Annotated in this window: 17 protein-coding genes; 12 read left to right on the top strand and 5 right to left on the bottom strand. The window is 69.9% G+C overall.

Annotated elements, in window-relative coordinates:
* Positions 1 to 91: 91 nt before the first annotated feature.
* From ACIRU3_RS00845 to ACIRU3_RS00810, 8 genes are all read left to right on the top strand, one after another.
* The gene (locus ACIRU3_RS00845) at positions 92 to 1,315 is read left to right on the top strand and encodes an amidohydrolase (protein ID WP_404050515.1); all 1,224 of its coding nucleotides are present in this window, start codon (positions 92 to 94) and stop codon (positions 1,313 to 1,315) included.
* Positions 1,316 to 1,602: 287 nt separating this feature from the next.
* Positions 1,603 to 2,631, top strand: a complete 1,029-nt coding sequence (locus ACIRU3_RS00840) for a BMP family protein (protein ID WP_404049467.1) — start codon at positions 1,603 to 1,605, stop codon at positions 2,629 to 2,631.
* A gap of 215 nt (positions 2,632 to 2,846) precedes the next feature.
* Positions 2,847 to 3,893 carry a BMP family protein gene (locus ACIRU3_RS00835; protein WP_404049465.1) on the top strand — a complete coding sequence of 349 codons (1,047 nt, stop codon included), beginning with the start codon at positions 2,847 to 2,849 and terminating at the stop codon, positions 3,891 to 3,893.
* 234 nt (positions 3,894 to 4,127) lie between these two features.
* Entirely contained in the window at positions 4,128 to 5,792 is a 1,665-nt protein-coding gene (locus ACIRU3_RS00830; RefSeq protein WP_404050512.1) for an ABC transporter ATP-binding protein, read from the top strand.
* Positions 5,789 to 6,910 (top strand): ABC transporter permease, encoded by a 1,122-nt coding sequence (locus ACIRU3_RS00825; RefSeq protein ID WP_404049463.1) that lies wholly within the window; start codon positions 5,789 to 5,791, stop codon positions 6,908 to 6,910. The genes ACIRU3_RS00830 and ACIRU3_RS00825 overlap by 4 nt, the downstream gene beginning before the upstream one ends.
* The gene (locus ACIRU3_RS00820) at positions 6,910 to 8,172 is read left to right on the top strand and encodes an ABC transporter permease (protein ID WP_404049461.1); all 1,263 of its coding nucleotides are present in this window, start codon (positions 6,910 to 6,912) and stop codon (positions 8,170 to 8,172) included. The genes ACIRU3_RS00825 and ACIRU3_RS00820 overlap by 1 nt, the downstream gene beginning before the upstream one ends.
* A complete protein-coding gene (locus ACIRU3_RS00815) occupies positions 8,169 to 8,573 on the top strand; it encodes a cytidine deaminase (RefSeq protein WP_404049459.1) in 405 nt (134 codons plus the stop codon). Before ACIRU3_RS00820 ends, ACIRU3_RS00815 begins: the two co-directional genes overlap by 4 nt.
* Before the next feature lie 78 nt (positions 8,574 to 8,651).
* Positions 8,652 to 9,929, top strand: coding sequence for a thymidine phosphorylase (locus ACIRU3_RS00810; RefSeq protein WP_404050510.1), 1,278 nt, complete (start codon positions 8,652 to 8,654; stop codon positions 9,927 to 9,929).
* Between the two features lie 166 nt (positions 9,930 to 10,095).
* Here ACIRU3_RS00810 and ACIRU3_RS00805 read toward each other — a convergent pair whose 3' ends face one another.
* Positions 10,096 to 11,016 carry an AEC family transporter gene (locus ACIRU3_RS00805; protein WP_404049456.1) on the bottom strand — a complete coding sequence of 307 codons (921 nt, stop codon included), beginning with the start codon at positions 11,014 to 11,016 and terminating at the stop codon, positions 10,096 to 10,098.
* 101 nt (positions 11,017 to 11,117) lie between these two features.
* Here ACIRU3_RS00805 and ACIRU3_RS00800 point away from each other — a divergent pair, with 101 nt between their 5' ends.
* A complete protein-coding gene (locus ACIRU3_RS00800) occupies positions 11,118 to 11,504 on the top strand; it encodes an STAS domain-containing protein (protein WP_404049454.1) in 387 nt (128 codons plus the stop codon).
* Here the strand turns inward: ACIRU3_RS00800 and ACIRU3_RS00795 are convergent.
* Positions 11,388 to 12,401 carry a sigma-70 family RNA polymerase sigma factor gene (locus ACIRU3_RS00795; protein ID WP_404049451.1) on the bottom strand — a complete coding sequence of 338 codons (1,014 nt, stop codon included), beginning with the start codon at positions 12,399 to 12,401 and terminating at the stop codon, positions 11,388 to 11,390. The genes ACIRU3_RS00800 and ACIRU3_RS00795 overlap by 117 nt on opposite strands.
* A gap of 213 nt (positions 12,402 to 12,614) precedes the next feature.
* Positions 12,615 to 13,898, bottom strand: coding sequence for an MFS transporter (locus tag ACIRU3_RS00790; protein ID WP_404049449.1), 1,284 nt, complete (start codon positions 13,896 to 13,898; stop codon positions 12,615 to 12,617).
* 63 nt (positions 13,899 to 13,961) lie between these two features.
* On the opposite strand from ACIRU3_RS00790, the gene ACIRU3_RS00785 reads away from it, so the two are divergent.
* Complete coding sequence (locus ACIRU3_RS00785; protein ID WP_404049446.1) at positions 13,962 to 14,912, top strand: LysR family transcriptional regulator; 951 nt, start codon at positions 13,962 to 13,964, stop codon at positions 14,910 to 14,912.
* 4 nt (positions 14,913 to 14,916) lie between these two features.
* Here ACIRU3_RS00785 and ACIRU3_RS00780 read toward each other — a convergent pair whose 3' ends face one another.
* Positions 14,917 to 15,678 carry an alpha/beta hydrolase family protein gene (locus ACIRU3_RS00780; protein ID WP_404049443.1) on the bottom strand — a complete coding sequence of 254 codons (762 nt, stop codon included), beginning with the start codon at positions 15,676 to 15,678 and terminating at the stop codon, positions 14,917 to 14,919.
* Positions 15,679 to 15,800: 122 nt separating this feature from the next.
* Here ACIRU3_RS00780 and ACIRU3_RS00775 point away from each other — a divergent pair, with 122 nt between their 5' ends.
* Both ACIRU3_RS00775 and ACIRU3_RS00770 read left to right on the top strand, forming a co-directional pair.
* Positions 15,801 to 17,009, top strand: coding sequence for an adenosine deaminase (locus tag ACIRU3_RS00775; RefSeq protein WP_404049441.1), 1,209 nt, complete (start codon positions 15,801 to 15,803; stop codon positions 17,007 to 17,009).
* Between the two features lie 148 nt (positions 17,010 to 17,157).
* Positions 17,158 to 17,514, top strand: coding sequence for an ATP-binding protein (locus ACIRU3_RS00770; protein ID WP_404049438.1), 357 nt, complete (start codon positions 17,158 to 17,160; stop codon positions 17,512 to 17,514).
* 98 nt (positions 17,515 to 17,612) lie between these two features.
* Here ACIRU3_RS00770 and ACIRU3_RS00765 read toward each other — a convergent pair whose 3' ends face one another.
* Positions 17,613 to 17,813: a PspC domain-containing protein gene (locus tag ACIRU3_RS00765; RefSeq protein WP_247472803.1), complete on the bottom strand. Its 201-nt coding sequence runs from the start codon at positions 17,811 to 17,813 to the stop codon at positions 17,613 to 17,615.
* Positions 17,814 to 17,875 lie beyond the last annotated feature (62 nt).

Raw genomic sequence — 17,875 nt, 5'->3', positions numbered from 1 at the left:
CAGATTTTCTTCACCTAACGGGCTGAAGTTTTGTTGATCGAGGGTCAGTTGACCGGTCGCGCGTCCTACCCTTCAGAGGGTGAACCAGACGATGTCCCGAGAGTCCGAGGCCGATCTCCCCGGGGATGTGCTCCCTGGCGCGCTCAGCGAGTCCCTGCACGCCGAACTCGTGGCCTTCCGCCGCGACTTGCACATGCACCCGGAGCTGGGCAACCAGGAGTTCCGTACGACCGCCGCGATCAAGGAGCGGCTGGAGCGGGCCGGGCTGCACCCCCGCGTCCTCGCCACCGGAACCGGGCTCATCTGTGACATCGGGCATGCCGAGGGACACCGGCCCGCCGTCCCGCTGATGGCCCTGCGGGCCGACATCGACGCCCTGCCCATCCCGGACACCAAGACCGACTGCCCGTACCGGTCCACCGTGCCCGACCGCGCCCACGCCTGTGGCCACGACGTGCACACCACCGTGGTGCTCGGCGCCGGGCTCGTCCTCGCCGACCTGCACGAGAAGGGGCTGCTGCCCCGCCCGGTGCGGCTGCTCTTCCAGCCCGCCGAGGAGGTCATGCCCGGCGGCGCTCTCGGCGCCATCGCGGACGGCGTGCTCGACGGGGTCGGCCGGATCCTCGCGGTGCACTGCGATCCCAAGGTCGACGTCGGCCGGATCGGGCTGCGGCACGGGCCCATCACCAGCGCCTGCGACCGGCTGGAGATCGCGCTGGACGGCCCCGGCGGCCACACCGCCCGCCCCCACCTGACCACCGACCTGGTCACCGCCGCCGCCCGCGTCGCCATCGACGTGCCCGCGCTGGTGGCCCGGCGCGTGGACACCCGCAGCGGACTCGCGGTGACCTGGGGCCGGATCGACTCGGGCCACGCCCCGAACGTCATCCCGCAGCACGCCGAGCTGTCCGGCACCGTCCGCTGCCTGGACCTGGACGCCTGGCGCGAGGCACCCGACATCGTGCACGCGGCCATCGACGAGGTCGCCACCCTGCACCGCGCCAAGTCGGAGATCACGTACGTACGGGGTGTGCCGCCGGTCGTCAACGACCGCGAGTCCACCGAACTGCTCCGCAAATCCATGGCGGCCCGGCGCGGGCTGCAGTCCGTCGAGAGCACCGAGCAGAGCCTCGGCGGCGAGGACTTCTCCTGGTACCTGGAGCACGTGCCCGGCGCGCTGGCCCGCCTCGGCGTCCGAGCCCCGGGTGACCGCACGGTCCGTGACCTGCACCAGGGCGACTTCGACGCCGACGAGCGCGCCATCACGGTCGGCGTGGAGATGTTCACGGCCGCCGTACTGCTCGACGACCAGTAGGCCGCCCGGGGGACAGGGGTGCCCGGTTGGTGCCCCTTCGTCCTCCTGTGTCACCCAGGCGTAACCGGCGGCGCACGGCCGTGACCCGGAGTCGGCACGAATCGATAACGGCCGTGAGAAACCCCGTTCCCCTCCCCTTCTACGCGCGTTACTGTGCGCCGAATCGCCACCACTGGCGGCATATTGGGGACAGCGGCCCGTGACGGCGCCGTGGGGATTAAGGGGTGCTTGCTGTGCGTCTGCTCTCTCGGAAGATCTCCCGGAGAACTAGGTTCTCCCAGGCTGCGGTGACCGTCGCGGTCGTCGCCCTCGCGGCTGCCGGATGCGGCAAGTCCAGCACCGAATCCACCGACACGTCCACCAAGGACGGCAAGTACTCCGCCAAGGGCATCGGCCTCGCCTACGACATCGGCGGCAAGGGCGACCAGTCCTTCAACGACGCGGCCTACTCCGGCTTCCAGAAGGCTCAGGACGAGTTCAAGATCGGCGGCCGGGACGTCGAGCCGCAATCCGGAGAGTCGGACGCCGACAAGGTGCAGCGCCTGGAGACCCTGGCGAAGGCCGGCTACAACCCGGTCATCGGTGTCGGCTTCGCCTACGCGCCGGCCGTGAAGCAGGTCGCCGTCAAGTACCCGAAGATCACCTTCGGCATCATCGACGACAACACCATCCAGGCGAAGAACGTCGCCGACATGGTCTTCCACGAGGAGCAGGCCTCGTACCTGGCGGGCGTGGCCGCGGCCAAGGCCACCAAGAAGAACCACGTCGGCTTCATCGGCGGCGTGGACATCCCGCTGATCCACAAGTTCGAGGCCGGGTTCGACCAGGGCGCCCGGTCCGTCAACCCGAAGATCAAGATCGAGTCGCAGTACCTGACCCAGACGCCGGCGGAAGGCGGTTTCTCCAGCCCCGACAAGGGCGAGAACGCGGCCAACGGCCAGATCGACGCCGGCGCCGACGTGATCTACCACGCGGCCGGCCTCTCCGGTCAGGGCGTGATCAAGTCCGCCGCCGAGCACAAGGTGTGGGCCATCGGAGTGGACTCCGACCAGTACACGCAGAGCGCGCTCACCAAGTACAAGGACTACATCCTCGGCTCGGCCCTGAAGAACGTCGGCGGCGCCGTCTACGAACTCGCCAAGTCCGTCTACGAGGGCAAGCCGCTCAGCGGCGAGGTCCGCGGCGACCTGAAGTCCGGCGGCGTGGGCTTCGCGGACTCCAACCCGAAGTACAAGGCGATGACCGGCGTCGTCTCGGCCGTGGACAAGGCCAAGCAGGACATCATCGACGGGAAGATCACGGTCGACACCAAGTGATCTGAACCCCGGTCTCCCGCCCGCCAGGGCGCCGTTGCACCCGTACGCCCCTTGCCTCGCGCAAGGGGCGTACTGCTGTACGTAACCTTGACAGTGAGTGTGGCCACAGCTCGATAACGGACCGGACATTGGGGGTTTTCCGTCTGGTCTACGCGCGTTACGCTGCGGCGGAACCAGCGCCTGGTTTGGGCGCTTGCACAAAGGAGTCAAGTTCCATGCGCCGGGTGTCCCGCATCACGATTGCAGGCGTTGCGACCGCAGCGCTCGCCGTAACTGTCTCTGCCTGTGGCAGCTCGTCCACCTCTTCCTCCTCCGAGGGCAAGTCCAAGGGCATCGGCCTCGCGTACGACGTCGGCGGCAAGGGCGACCAGTCCTTCAACGACGCCGCCTACGCGGGCTTCGAGAAGGCCCAGAAGGACTTCGGCGTCGGCGGCCGTGACGTCGAGCCGACGGACAACGAGTCGGACGCGGACAAGACCCAGCGCCTGGTGACCCTCGCGAAGGCGGGCTACAACCCGGTCATCGGCGTCGGCTTCGCCTACGCGGGTGCCGTGAAGGAGGCCGCGGCGAAGTTCCCGAAGGTCACCTTCGGCATCATCGACGACAACCAGACCCAGGCGAAGAACGTCGCCGACATGGTCTTCCACGAGGAGCAGTCCTCGTACCTCGCCGGTGTCGCGGCCGCCAAGGCCACCAAGAAGAACCACATCGGCTTCATCGGCGGCGTGGACGTCCCGCTGATCCACAAGTTCGAGGCCGGCTACATCCAGGGTGCCAAGTCGGTCAACCCGAAGATCAAGGTCGAGTCGCAGTACCTGACCCAGACGGCTCAGGAGGGTGGCTTCTCCAGCCCGGACAAGGGTGAGAACGCCGCCAACGGCCAGATCGACGCGGGCGCCGACGTGGTCTACGCCGCCGCCGGCCTCTCCGGCCAGGGCGTGATCAAGTCCGCCGCCGAGCACAAGGTGTGGGCCATCGGCGTCGACTCCGACCAGTACAAGCAGGGCGCGCTGGCCAAGTACAAGGACTACATCCTGACCTCGGCCCTGAAGAACGTCGAGGGTGCGGTCTACGACCTCTCCAAGTCCGCCATCAAGGACAAGAAGCCGCTCGCGGGCGAGATCCGTGGCTCGCTGGACAACGGCGGCGTCGGCCTGTCGGACTCCAACCCGACCTTCAAGAACAACGCCGCCATCCAGGCCGCGGTCAAGAAGGCCGAGCAGGGCATCAAGGACGGCACCATCAAGGTGAAGTCCTCCTGACGATCTAGGTCAGAAGCCTTGGCCAACAGAACGCTGTAATGGCAGCGTTACGGCCACGGAACGGGGTGCGGAGAGGATGACCTGCCCGCACCCCGTTCGCGCGGCAGAATGCTCGGAACGGATCGGTTTCTTGATCGAGATGCATTTCTTGATCAAGGTCGATCAGATCCGGGCACTATTTAAAGCAGGGGCGCTACGCGCGTAGAGCGGCCCCTTTCCCGAGGAGAGTGCGCCATCGACGCGTCCAGCAGCCCTCCGCTCACCGCTCAGTCGACAATCGCGGTAGAGCTCGCGGGCATCACCAAGCGATTCCCGGGTGTCGTGGCCAACCATGACATCCACCTGACGGTCCGCAAGGGCACCGTCCACGCCCTCGTCGGCGAGAACGGCGCCGGCAAGTCGACCCTGATGAAGATCCTCTACGGCATGCAGAAGCCGGACGAGGGCACCATCTCGGTCGGCGGTGAGCAGGTGAGCTTCTCCAGCCCGGCCGACGCCATCGCCCGTGGCATCGGCATGGTCCACCAGCACTTCATGCTGGCCGACAACCTGACCGTGCTGGAGAACGTGGTGCTCGGCAGCGAGAAGCTGCACGGCATCGGCGGCGGCGCCCGCAAGAAGATCAAGGAGATCTCCGACCGCTACGGCCTGGGGATCCGCCCGGACGTCCTGGTCGAGGACCTCGGTGTGGCCGACCGTCAGCGCGTGGAGATCCTCAAGGTCCTCTTCCGCGGCGCCCGCACCCTGATCCTCGACGAGCCGACCGCCGTGCTCGTCCCGCAGGAGGTCGACGCGCTCTTCGACAACCTGCGCGAGCTGAAGTCCGAGGGTCTGTCCGTCATCTTCATCTCCCACAAGCTGGGTGAGGTGCTGTCCGTCGCCGACGACATCACCGTCATCCGGCGCGGTACGACGGTCGGGACCGCGATCCCCTCCGAGACCACCCCGCGCCAGCTGGCCGAGCTGATGGTCGGCAGCGAGCTGCCCACCCCGGAGACCGCCGAGTCCACCGTCACCGACCGGCCCGTGCTGGAGGTCAGGAACCTCACCGTCTACACCTCGGGCATGGTCTCGCTCGGTGAGTCGTCGGCCTCGTACCTCATGGACGAGGTCCAGCGCGGCGAGGTCAAGAAGGTCCTCGACGACGTCTCCTTCACCATCCACGCCGGTGAGGTCATGGGCATCGCCGGTGTCGAGGGCAACGGCCAGACCGAGCTGATCGACGCGCTGATCGGCACCAAGCACGCCGACTCCGGGCAGATCTTCTTCCTCGGCGAGGACATCACCCCCTGGGCCACCCGCAAGCGCCGCGAGTCCGGCGTCGGCTACATCCCCGAGGACCGCCACCGGCAGGGCCTGCTGCTGGAGGCCCCGCTCTGGGAGAACCGCATCCTCGGTCACGTCACCGAGAAGCCCAACGCCAAGGGCTTCTGGCTGAACCCCAAGGGCGCCCAGGCCGACACCCGCCGGATCGTCGAGGAGTACGACGTCCGCACCCCCGGCATCGACGTCACCGCGGCCTCCCTGTCCGGCGGCAACCAGCAGAAGCTGATCGTCGGCCGCGAGATGAGCCACGACCCGAAGTTCCTGATCGCCGCCCACCCGACCCGGGGTGTGGACGTCGGCGCCCAGGCGCAGATCTGGGACCGCATCCGCGAGGCCCGCCGCGAGGGCCTGGCCGTGCTGCTGATCTCCGCCGACCTGGACGAGCTGATCGGCCTGTCGGACACCCTGCGCGTCATCTACGACGGCAGGCTGGTCGCCGACGCCGACCCGGCCACCATCACGCCGGAGGAGCTGGGCTCGGCCATGACGGGTGCCGCGTCCGGTCACCTGGAGCACGAAGAGACCGCCCCCGAGGGCGACGACAACGCCGGTCCGGAGGACGAGGCCCGATGAAGAAGTTCGACAAGGAGCGGGTGCTCGTCGCGCTGGCCGGACCGGTCATCGCGCTCGTCCTGGCGATCGTGCTGACCTCCGTGGTCCTGCTCGCCTCGGGCAAGAACCCGATCGAGCCGTACATCCTGATGCTCCAGCAGCTGCCGTACTCGGACATCCAGGTGCTGATCATCAACCAGGCGTCGCTGTACTACATCGCCGCCATCGCGGTCGCCCTCGGCTTCCGTATGAACCTGTTCAACATCGGCGTCGACGGCCAGTACCGCCTCGCCGCGGTGATGACCGCCGTCGTCGGCGCGCACGTGGCCCTGCCCAGCGCGCTGCAGGTCCCGCTGCTGCTGATCGTCGCCATGGCCACCGGCGCCTTCTGGGCCGGCATCGCCGGTGTCCTGAAGGTCACCCGGGGCGTCAGCGAGGTCGTCGCGACGATCATGCTGAACTCGATCGCCACCGCCGTCATCGGCTACATCACCCTCACCGACGTGTGGGGCGTGCAGGTCGGCGACAACGTGACGACCGGCGTGATGAAGGAGTCCGGCTGGTTCCCGGGCATCAACCTCGGCTCGGACGTCGGCGAGATCTACGGCCTGGTCTTCCTCGCCGTCGTGCTCGGCATCGCCTACTGGGTGGTCCTCAACCGCACCCGCTTCGGCTTCGACCTGCGCGCCACCGGCGCCTCGGAGACCGCCGCCGCGGCCTCCGGCGTGGACGCCAAGCGCATGGTGCTGATCTCCATGCTGATCTCCGGCGCCGTCGCGGGCCTGGCCGGTCTGCCGCTGCTGCTCGGCGACACCCACACCTACAGCCTGAGCTTCCCGGCCGGCCTCGGCTTCACCGCCATCGGCATCGCCCTGCTCGGCCGCAACAACCCGGGCGGCATCGCACTCGCCGCCCTGCTGTGGGCCTTCCTCGACAAGGCCTCGCCCGCCCTCGACTACGCGACCCCCGTGGCGTACGACAAGGAGATCGCCACGATCATGCAGGGCCTGATCGTCTTCGCGGTCGTCATCTCGTACGCGGCCGTACAGCAGTGGGCTCTGCGCCGCCAGCAGCGCCAGGTCGGCGCCGAGCTGGCCGCGGCCGCCGCCCAGAACACCAAGAAGGAGGTGGCTGCCTGATGTCCACCGCGACCATCGCCAAGCCGCAGGCGAAGCAGCCCGGCAAGGGCGGCCGCCGTATGTCGCTCCCGGTACTCCTGCTGGTCATCGCAGGCGTACTGGTGCTGACCTCGATCGTCCGCGTGATCACCGGCGCGGACGGCATCACCTCGGTCGGGCAGATGTCCACCGCGCTGCAGCTCGCGGTGCCGATCGGCCTCGCGGGCCTCGGCGGCCTGTGGGCCGAGCGCGCGGGCGTCGTCAACATCGGCCTCGAGGGCATGATGATCCTCGGTACCTGGTTCGGCGCCTGGGCCGGCTACCAGTGGGGCCCGTGGACCGGTGTCGTCTTCGGCATCATCGGCGGCGCGCTCGGCGCCGTCCTGCACGCCATCGCCACCGTCACCTTCAACGTCAACCACATCGTCTCCGGTGTGGCGCTGAACATCCTGGCCCTCGGCGTGACCCGCTATCTGTCGAAGTTCACCTTCGCCAACGCCCCGCAGGGTTCCACCAAGCAGTCCCCGCCGATCGACTCCCTCGGCGAGTTCAGCATCCCGGGTCTGTCGGACTGGCTGAACACGCTCAACGGCAAGCACTGGTTCCTGGTCTCCGACATCGCCGGCCTGCTCGGCGGTCTGGTCACCGACCTGTCGCCGCTGACCGTCATCGCGGTCGCCATGATCCCGGCGACCTGGTGGGTGCTGTGGCGCACCTCCTTCGGCCTGCGCCTGCGCTCCTGCGGCGAGAACCCGGTGGCGGCCGAGTCCCTCGGCGTCAACGTGTACAAGTACAAGTACATCGCCGTGATCATCTCCGGCGGCTTCGCCGGCCTCGGCGGCGCGTTCCTGTCCATCGTCGCCTCGAACGTGTACCTCGACGGCCAGACGGCCGGCCGCGGCTACATCGGTCTCGCCGCGATGATCTTCGGCAACTGGATGCCGGGCGGCCTCGCCCTCGGCGCCGGCCTGTTCGGCTACACCGACAGCCTCAACCTGCGCGGCGGCACGGTGAACGTCCACGCGCTGATCCTGCTGCTGGCGATCCTGCTCGTGTTCGGCGCCGCCTTCCAGGCCTGGCGGAAGAAGTACGTCCCCGCCGTCATCACGGTCGTCATCGCGGCCCTGATGTTCCTCTGGTACTCCTCCACCAACGAGGTCCCGCGCCAGCTGGTGACGGCGACCCCGTACATCGTCACGCTGCTCGTCCTGTCGCTGTCCGCGCAGAAGCTGCGCATGCCGAAGGCGGACGGCCTGCCGTACCGGAAGGGACAGGGCAAGTGACCACCCCGGCCGCCGAGTTCGACTGGGAGGCGCTGCGCGCCGAGGCGCGGGAGGCCATGTCCCACGCCTACGCCCCCTACTCGGGCTTCCCGGTCGGCGTGGCGGCCCTGGCCGACGACGGGCGCACGGTCACCGGCTGCAACGTCGAGAACGCCTCCTACGGTCTCGGCCTGTGCGCCGAGTGCGGTCTGGTCTCGCAGCTGCAGCGCACCGGGGGCGGCCGGCTCACGCACTTCACCTGCGTGGACGGCACGGGCGGGCTGCTCGTCCCGTGCGGCCGGTGCCGCCAGCTGCTGTACGAGTTCGGCGGCCCCGACCTGCTCATGGACACCCCCGCGGGCGTCCTGCCGCTCTCCGAGATGCTGCCCCAGGCCTTCGGCCCGGACCATCTCACCAAGTAACTCCCTCACGGCCCCCCTGACCTGCGCAGGGGGGCCGTGCACTTCGCACCTCCCGGAAGGAAGCCATCAGCCATGGCCATGGACGCCATCTCCGTCATCCGCACCAAGCGGGACCGCGGTGAGCTGACCGACGAGCAGATCGACTGGGTCATCGACGCGTACACCCGCGGCGAGGTCGCCGACTACCAGATGGCCGCGCTCAACATGGCGATCCTGCTCAACGGCATGAACCGCCGTGAGATCGCCCGCTGGACGGCGGCCATGATCTCCTCCGGAGAGCGCATGGACTTCTCCTCGCTGTCCCGCCCGACCGCGGACAAGCACTCCACGGGCGGCGTGGGCGACAAGATCACCCTGCCGCTGGCTCCGCTCGTCGCGGCCTGCGGCGCGGCCGTCCCCCAGCTCTCCGGCCGGGGCCTCGGCCACACCGGCGGCACGCTGGACAAGCTGGAGTCGGTCCCCGGCTGGCGTGCCCTGCTCTCCAACGAGGAGATGCTGCACGTCCTGGACACCACGGGCGCGGTGATCTGCGCGGCGGGCGACGGCCTGGCCCCCGCCGACAAGAAGCTGTACGCCCTGCGCGACGTCACCGGCACGGTCGAGGCGATCCCCCTGATCGCCTCCTCGATCATGTCGAAGAAGATCGCCGAGGGCACGGGCTCGCTGGTCCTGGACGTGAAGGTCGGCACGGGCGCCTTCATGAAGACGATCGAGGACGCGCGCGAGCTGGCGTCCACGATGGTCGGTCTCGGCACCGACCACGGAGTGAAGACGGTCGCGCTCCTGACCGACATGTCCACTCCTCTCGGCCTCACCGCGGGCAACGCCCTCGAGGTCCGTGAGTCGGTGGAGGTCCTGGCGGGCGGCGGCCCGGCCGACGTCGTCGAACTCACCATCGCCCTGGCCCGCGAGATGCTGGACGCGGCCGGCGTGAAGGACGCGGACCCGGCGAAGGCGCTGGCCGACGGCTCGGCGATGGACGTCTGGCGCCGCATGATCGCGGCCCAGGGCGGCGACCCGGACGCGGAGCTGCCCACGTCGAAGGAGCAGCACGTCATCAAGGCGCCGTCCTCCGGTGTCCTGACGCGGCTGGACGCCTACGACATCGGCGTCGGCGCCTGGCGCCTCGGCGCGGGCCGTGCCCGCAAGGAGGACCCGGTGCAGGCGGGTGCGGGCATCGAGATGCACGCCAAGCCGGGCGACACGGTGACCGAGGGCCAGCCGCTGCTGACCCTGCACACGGACACCCCGGAGCGCTTCGAGTACGCGCTCCAGGCGGTGGAGGGTTCCTACGAGGTGGCCCCGGCCGGCACGGACTTCACGGCCACGCCGGTGGTGCTGGAACGTATCGCCTGACCTGCGCCCGCGGCCGGAGGCCGCTGAGGGCACAGCCCATTCGGGCGAACGGGATCGGTAGACCACTGCCGGTCCCGTTCGGCATGCTGCGATCGGTGACGCACCGATAGCTGCCGGATCCGTTCGGCGTCATGATCGACACGGCGAGTTCCCCGTCGACTGACCCTCACCCCAACACCGCCGCCACCCCCACCAGCACCGGCACCGACACCACCGTCGACAGCAGGACCGACTCGCGGGCCAGAGCCTCGGCCACCCGGTAGCGGCTCGCGTACGTGAACAGGTTCTGCGCGGCCGGCAGCGCCGACGTCACCACCACGTCCAGCAACGGCGCACCGTGCAGCCCGAAGACCCCTCTCGCCAGCACCCAGGCCACCAGTGGCTGGCCCAGTGACTTCAACGCCACAGACAGCAGGACCAGTTGACGGTCCCGCCCCCGGCCGGGGGCTGTGCTGCCGTGCAGCGACATGCCGAAGGCCAGCAGGGCCGCCGGAACGGACATGTTGCCGATCAGGGTGAGCGGGTCCATGACCGGGTCGGGGACCTTCCAGCCCGCCGCCGCGACCAGGACTCCGGACAGGGAGCCCACCGCTATCGGGTTGCGCAGCGGCGTCAGCAGACGCCGCCACACCGTCCCCTTCTCGCCCATGCCGGAGAGGTCCAGCACCGTGAGGGCGACGGGGGTGACCAGGACGACCTGGAACAGCAGCACCGGGGCCACCAGGGACGCGTCGCCCAGGACGTACGCGGCGATCGGGATGCCGAGGTTGCCGGAGTTGACGTAGCCCGAGCACAGGGCGCCGATGGTGGTGCGGCCCACGCCCCAGCGGCGCAGTGCACCGACCGCCACGAAGACCCCCATGGCGGCGGCCGTGCTCAGGGCCGTCACGAGGAGACGGCTGGAGAACAGCACCGCGAGATCGGCCCTGGCCAGGGTCGTGAACAGGAGCGCCGGACCCGCCACGGTGAACGCCAGCCCGGTCAGCACCTCGCGGCCCTGATCACCGAGCGAGCCGCGCCGCCCGAGCACATAGCCCACCCCGATGACGACCGCGATCACTGCGAACCCGCTCAGTACCCCCTGCACAGGGCCAACCCTCCGGCGGAGCGGGGGAGCGGGTCAATGTGATCTGTGCCGGGCAGGGGCAGGGGCAGGGGCAGGGGCAGGGGCCGGGGCAAGGGCCCGCGATGAGTTACGGCCGCCTCGCCGGTCTACCGCACGTGGACGCCAAGACACCCGCTGTGCTCATGCTGGCCGGCCCTGTCACCCGGGACGAGGTGCAGGGGCTGTGCGACGACGTACGGGCACTGCTGGAGGTCAGTGGGGCCGGCGTCATCGTGTGCGACGTGGGTGGGCTCGGGCCGCCGGGGCTCAGGACCGTCGACCTGCTGGCGCGGCTGGAGCTGGCCGCCCGCCGGGCCGGCGGGCGGATACGGCTGCGCGACCCCGACCCGGCGCTACACGCCCTCCTCGACCTGGTCGGGCTCCGCTTCCAGATGGAGGGGCAGGTCGAAGAGGGGGAACCAGCGCTGGGTGTCGAGGAAGCAGTGGAATCCGGTGATCCGGCCGTCTGAGATCTCCAGCACCTGCACCGCCCAGGGGCTGAAGCCGCCCTTCTCCTCGTCCGGCTTGTAGTGCGCGAAGCCGGGCAGACCGTTGGCCTGCACCGGCAGCAGACGGGAGCCGGCACAGGAGGCGCCCAGGGTGGTCATGAAGCCGGTGATGTCGGCCGTGCCGCGCAGCCACAGGTCGAACGGAGGCATCGTCATGATGGCGTCCTCGTGGAGCAGGGCCGTCAGCGCCGTCATGTCGTACCCCTCGAACGCCTTCACATAGCGCTCCAGGAGCTTCTGCTGCTCCTCGTCCAGCGGGTCGGAGACCGAACCCTCGGCGTCCCCGTCCCCGCGCTCGGCGAGCGTCGCCCGGGCCCGCTGCAGCGCGCTGTTGACCGAGGCGACCGTCGTGTCCAGCAGCTCGGCGACCTCGCTCGCCCTCCAGGCCAGCACCTCGCGCAGGATCAGCACCGCCCGCTGCTTGGGCGGCAGTTGCTGCAGGGCCGCCATGAACGCCAGCCGGATCGACTCCTTGGCGACGGCCGCCTCCGCCGGGTCCTCGACCGTCGGCAGCACGCGCGCGTCCGGCATCGGTTCCAGCCACGTGTTGTCCGGGCGCGGGGACAGGGCCGCCCGCGCGAGCGGTGTCGACTCGGTGAGGTCCATGGGCCGGGCCCGCTTGTTGCCCGCTGTCAGCATGTCCAGGCACACGTTCGTCGCGATCCGGTACAGCCATGAGCGGAGGCTGGAGCGGCCCTCGAACTTGTCGTAGCTCCGCCAGGCCCGCACCAGGGTGTCCTGCACCGCGTCCTCGGCCTCGAAGGACGAGCCGAGCATGCGGTAGCAGTACCCGGTCAGCTCGGTCCGGTGCTTCTCCAGTGCGTCCTCGAGCTCCGTGGTCGCCGTGCTGTTGCCCATCGTCCACCCACCCCTGTGGCCGTTCTGTTCGCGCGCCCTCGCGCCCCAGCACTTCGGAAGCTACCGCAGCCCACTGACAATGGCTCCCCGAGTGCGAAAAAGCCCAGCCAGGACCGGTCGCTTCACAGACCTGAGCGGATGGTGGGCAGTCCGCGGACAAGTGTGCGGGGTACGGGCGCCAGCCCGTACCCCGCACACTCGCGCGCCGCCGGTTCAGTGCGCCGCGACCGGCTCCCGCCGGGCTGCGACCCGGGCCGCCCGCGAGCCGAGGACCGTGATCGTCACGACGCCGAGGACCGCGAAGAGGCCCACCGTGACCGTGCCGGACCAGCCGCCCGCGTGGAAGGCCGTCGCGCCGACCGTGCTGCCGGCACTGGAGCCGATGTAGTACGCGGACTGGTACAGGGCGGAGGCCTGGGCCCGGCCGTGAGTGGCGGTCTTGCTGACCGCCGAGGAGGCGACCGCGTGGCCCGCGAAGAAACCGGCGGTGATCAGGACCAGACCCAGCAGGACCAGCGGAAGGGACTGGGCCAGGGACAGCAGCAGACCCGCCGCCGTCGTGCCGCCCGCCAGGTACAGCGCGCCCCGCCGGCCCAGCCGGCCCACCAGCCGGCCCGCCGTCGAGGCCGAGACCGTGCCCACCAGGTAGACCAGGAAGACCGAGCCGATGATGCCCTGCGGGAGAGAGAACGGCGCCTCGGTCAGGCGGTAGCCGATCACCGTGTACACGCCGCCGAACACCGTCATGAACAGCGCGCCGATCGCGTACAGGCGGCGCAGCAGCGGATCGGAAAGATGGTCGCGGACCGTGCCGAGCAGGACGCGCGGGCGCAGGGAGCCCGGTGTGAAGTGCCTGGGCGCCGGCAGCAGCAGCCGGAAGGCCAGCGCGCAGGCCACCGCGATCACGCCGATCACACCGACGGCGACCCGCCAGCCCCACTCCTGCGCGACCCAGCCGGTGATCACCCGGCCGCTCATCCCGCCGACGCTGTTGCCTGCCACGAACAGCCCGATCGCCGTGATCAGCGCCTTCGGCCGGACCTCCTCGGCCAGGTAGGCCGTCGCCGAGGCGGGCAGGCCGGCCAGTGCGGCGCCCTGCACCGCCCGCAACACCACCAGCGTGCCGATGGAGGGTGCGAAGGGCACCAGCAGGCCTACGCCCACCGCGACCGCCAGCGAGGCCGTCATCACCGTACGGCGGCCGAAGCGCTCCGACAGGGCGCTCATCGGCAGCACGAACAGCGCCAGAGCGCCGGTGGCCGCCGCCACCGTCCAGCTCGCCTCGCTCGCCGCCACCCCGAACTCGCCGGAGATCAGCGGCAGCAGGGCCTGCGTGGAGTAGAGAAGGGCGAAGGTCGCGACGCCGGCGAGGAAGAGGGCGAAGCTCATCCGGCGGTAGCCGGGGCCGCCCGGTGTCATGCGGGAGTCGGTGTTTGAGGAGCGAACGGGGGAAACGGCGCCCACGGTGGTGGACGCCCCGGTACTGGCGGGAGACATGCTTCGAAGCTACGTACCATGCCGATCATCCGTCCAATGCATGGAATCGCCATAATCGATCCCATGACGCATCAGCAAAGCTCACAGGCTCGACTGTCATCGTCCGGTGACGCAGAAGACATGGCGCTGTTGCTGGCGCCTCGGCTCGCGTACTTCGCAGGCGTCGCCCGCACCGAGCACGTCACCCGGGCCGCCCACGAGATGAACGTCCCCCAGTCGACCCTCTCGCGCGCGATGGCCCGCCTGGAGCAGGACCTGGGCGTCGGCCTCTTCGCCCGCCACGGCCGTACGGTCTCCCTCACCACCGCCGGCCGCACCTTCCAGGCCTCCGTCGAGCGCGCCCTCGCCGAGGTCGAGCGCGCCGCCGAGGAGGTCCGCGCCGACGCCGACCCGGCCACCGGCAAGGTCGCCTTCGGCTTTCTGCACACCATGGGCGCCGAGACCGTACCGGGCCTTCTGCATGCCTTCCGCGCCGGCCATCCGCGCGTGCGCTTCAGCCTTGTCCAGAACTACGGCGAGGCGATGCTGGAGCGGCTGCGGGCCGGCGAGCTGGACCTCTGTCTCACCTCTCCGGTCCCCGACGCCCCCGACCTCGTCGCCCGCCGCCTGGACGAACAGAAGCTCCTGCTGGTCGTCCCGGCCGACCACCGTCTGGCCACCCGTAGGCGCATCCGGCTGGCCGAGGCCTCCGACGAAACCTTCGTCACCCTGGAACCCGGCTACGGTCTGCGCCGCATCACGGACGACCTGTGCCGCGAGGCCGGCTTCAAGCCCCGGACCGCCTTCGAGGGCGAGGAGGCGGAAACCCTGCGGGGCCTGGTGGCGGCCGGACTGGGCGTCGCCCTCCTGCCGCCGCCGACCGTCCCGAGGCCAGGGGTGGTGGAACTGACGGTCACGGCTCCCCGGGCGGTCCGCGAGATCGGCGTGGCCTGGCTGGCCGACCGTCCCGACACCCCACCGGTGGCGGCCTTCAAGAAGTTCCTGTTGTCGAGAAGAGGGAGCCTGCTCCCGTGAGGCGCTACCGGCGCAACGACTTGCCGAACCCCGCGGCCAACGGCATCCGAAGACCGATCGGCGGCGGTGCGGCCAACGCATCCTCCACCGGCCGGGCCACCGAGCGGCCGAACAACGCCCCCATCACGAAGTCCACCGCAAGACACACCACTTCGTCCCGGTGCTGATGCAGCCCATGACCATCGGAGTGCACCTCGAACCGGCACACCTCCCGGTTCGCCTTCTTCGCCCGCGCCGCCAGCCGGAACGACAGCTCGGGGTCGGTGCGCTCGTCGTTCGTGCCGTGCACGATCAGCACCCGGCGCCCCACCAGCTGCTTCACCGGCTCGACGGGCGCGGCCACGTCCTCCTCGGGCAGCCAGGGGCCGAGGGCCACGACGGAGTTGACGGCCTCGTGGCCTCCGGCGCGCAGCGCGGCCCGGCCGCCCATGTCCAGCCCCACCAGGCACACGGGAACATCCCCGTAGCGTCGTACGACCTCGTCGACGGCCCACTCCGCATCCGCCGCCGGATGCGCCTCGCCGCCGTTCCAGCCCCGGTAGCGGTAGTGGACGGTGTGAACGGCCAGCCCTTCCTCGCGACCCGCACGGGCGATGCGGCGGCCGAGGGAGCGGACGAGGGCCGTCGCCCGGACGAGGGACGGCCGGCGGGCGGAGACCTCCTCGCCGCCGGGGAGCAGCAGCACCGCTCCGCTCACCGCCGTCGGCTCCGGGCCGACTGCCTTCCCCAGCCTGGCCGTTCGGACCGGCGTCGCTTGCTGTCCCATGACAGAACAGTGTCAGAAGGCGCGGTGTACGAAACCCGTCCGTGCGGTCACCGTTACATATCGACGGAAAAGTAAAGGTCGTCCTACGGGTGCTCTACGCGCGTAGGCGTTAGAGTGCGGAAATGACGAGCCAGACTGCACCGACTGGGAACGTCCCGACGCACGTCCCGACGCCGGACCAGATCCGCCGGGCCCCCAAGGTTCTGCTGCACGATCATCTCGACGGCGGGCTCCGCCCCGGCACCGTCGTCGAACTCGCACAGGAGGCGGTCCCCCACAGCCCGAACGGCGTGGGAGGTACCCCCGTCTCCCAACTCCCCGAGACCGACCCGGACAAGCTGGGCATCTGGTTCCGCGAGGCCGCCGACTCCGGTTCGCTGGAACGCTATCTGGAGACCTTCTCGTACACCGTCGGCGTGATGCAGACCCGGGAGGCGCTCGTCCGGGTCGCCCGGGAGTGCGCCGAGGACCTCGCCGAGGACGGCGTCGTCTATGCCGAGGTGCGCTACGCGCCCGAGCAGCATCTGGAGCGCGGGCTGAGCCTCGAAGAGGTCGTCGAGGCGGTCAACGAGGGTTTCCGGCAGGGGGAGCGGCTCGCCCGGGAGAACGGCCACCGCATCCGCGTAGGCGCCCTGCTGACCGCCATGCGGCACGCGGCCCGCGCCCTGGAGATCGCCGAACTCGCCAACCGCTACCGGGACCTCGGCGTGGTCGGCTTCGACATCGCCGGCGCCGAGGCCGGCTACCCGCCCACCCGGCACCTGGACGCGTTCGAATACCTCAAGCGCGAGAACAACCACTTCACCATCCACGCCGGCGAGGCGTTCGGGCTGCCGTCCATCTGGCAGGCGCTGCAGTGGTGCGGCGCCGACCGGCTCGGGCACGGGGTGCGCATCATCGACGACATCGAGGTCGGCGAGGACGGCTCGGTGCGGCTCGGACGGCTGGCGTCGTACGTCCGGGACAAGCGGATCCCGCTGGAGCTGTGCCCCAGCTCCAACCTGCAGACCGGCGCCGCGCCCTCCTATGCCGAGCACCCGATCGGGCTGCTGCGGCGGCTGCACTTCAGGGCGACGGTCAATACGGACAACAGGTTGATGTCGCACACCAGCATGAGCCGGGAATTCGAGCACCTCGTCGACGCGTTCGGCTACACACTCGAGGATCTGCAGTGGTTCTCCGTCAATGCGATGAAATCAGCGTTCATTCCTTTCGATGAACGCCTTGCGATGATCAATGACGTGGTCAAGCCCGGATATGCAGAGTTGAAATCCGAATGGCTGTTCCGGCAGGCCGCCTCCACCAGCGGTTCTGCTCGTTCGGCGGGCTAGCGCGGCTCGATCGGGGATACGGAATGCGGACGGGCTTTCACAAGTCGTCCTCATTTCGGTGTTTGCGGCGGGTGGTGCGGCATGTTTACGGTCGTGAACCGCTCAGCTCTTTTTCGATTTCCCGTCTCCGCATTCAAGGACGCATTCAATGAAGCAGTCTGCTGTCAAGACCCTTGGTGTCGCCGCTCTCGGTGTCGCTTTCGCCGCCGTGGGCGCGGGTGCGGCCAGCGCGGCCCCGGCCGCCCCGGCCGCCACGCCGGCCCTGGACACCGTCAGCAAGACGCTGCCGGCCGAGAACGTCTCCCAGGCGCTGCCGGCCGCCGGCGCGGCGCTCGCCCAGGGGCAGAATGCCGTCGGCCAGGCGCCCGCCGCGCAGCCGGCCGTCGGCAGGGTCCTGGCCGAGGGGCCCAGCGGGCCGATTCACGGTCGGATCGGCGGACTTCCGCTGCAGAGCACGGGCCTGCCCACGCAGAACATGCTGATGAACGGGATCCCGCTCGGCTGAGGCCGGCCTCCGCACGACGCCGCTGGGGCGCCCCGGAACTGTCCGGGAGCGCCCCTGCCGCGTTTCGGCGCCCGGACTCACCGGACCGCCGCCCGGACTCACCAGGCGGTCCGCGCCTTGTCCTCGGACGGCAGCAGGATCCACAGCGCTATGTAGAGCAGGAACTGCGGGCCGGGCAGCAGGCACGACAGCAGGAAGATCACCCGCATCGTCGTCGCGGAGGTGCCGAAGCGCCGGGCCAGCGCGGCGCACACTCCGCCGATCATGCGGCCTTGGGTGGGGCGGGCGAGGCTGGACATCTGCGGCTCCTTCGTGAGCATCGGGTGAAGCCGCCCGGCCGGCGGCTTCAGCTGTGTTCCAC

Source organism: Streptomyces sp. NPDC101151 (genome assembly GCF_044768335.1).
In the GTDB taxonomy this organism is placed as follows: Bacteria; Actinomycetota; Actinomycetes; order Streptomycetales; family Streptomycetaceae; genus Streptomyces.
The sequence above is the reverse complement of the archived record's forward strand: the minus strand, read 5'-3'. Positions and strand labels throughout refer to the sequence as shown.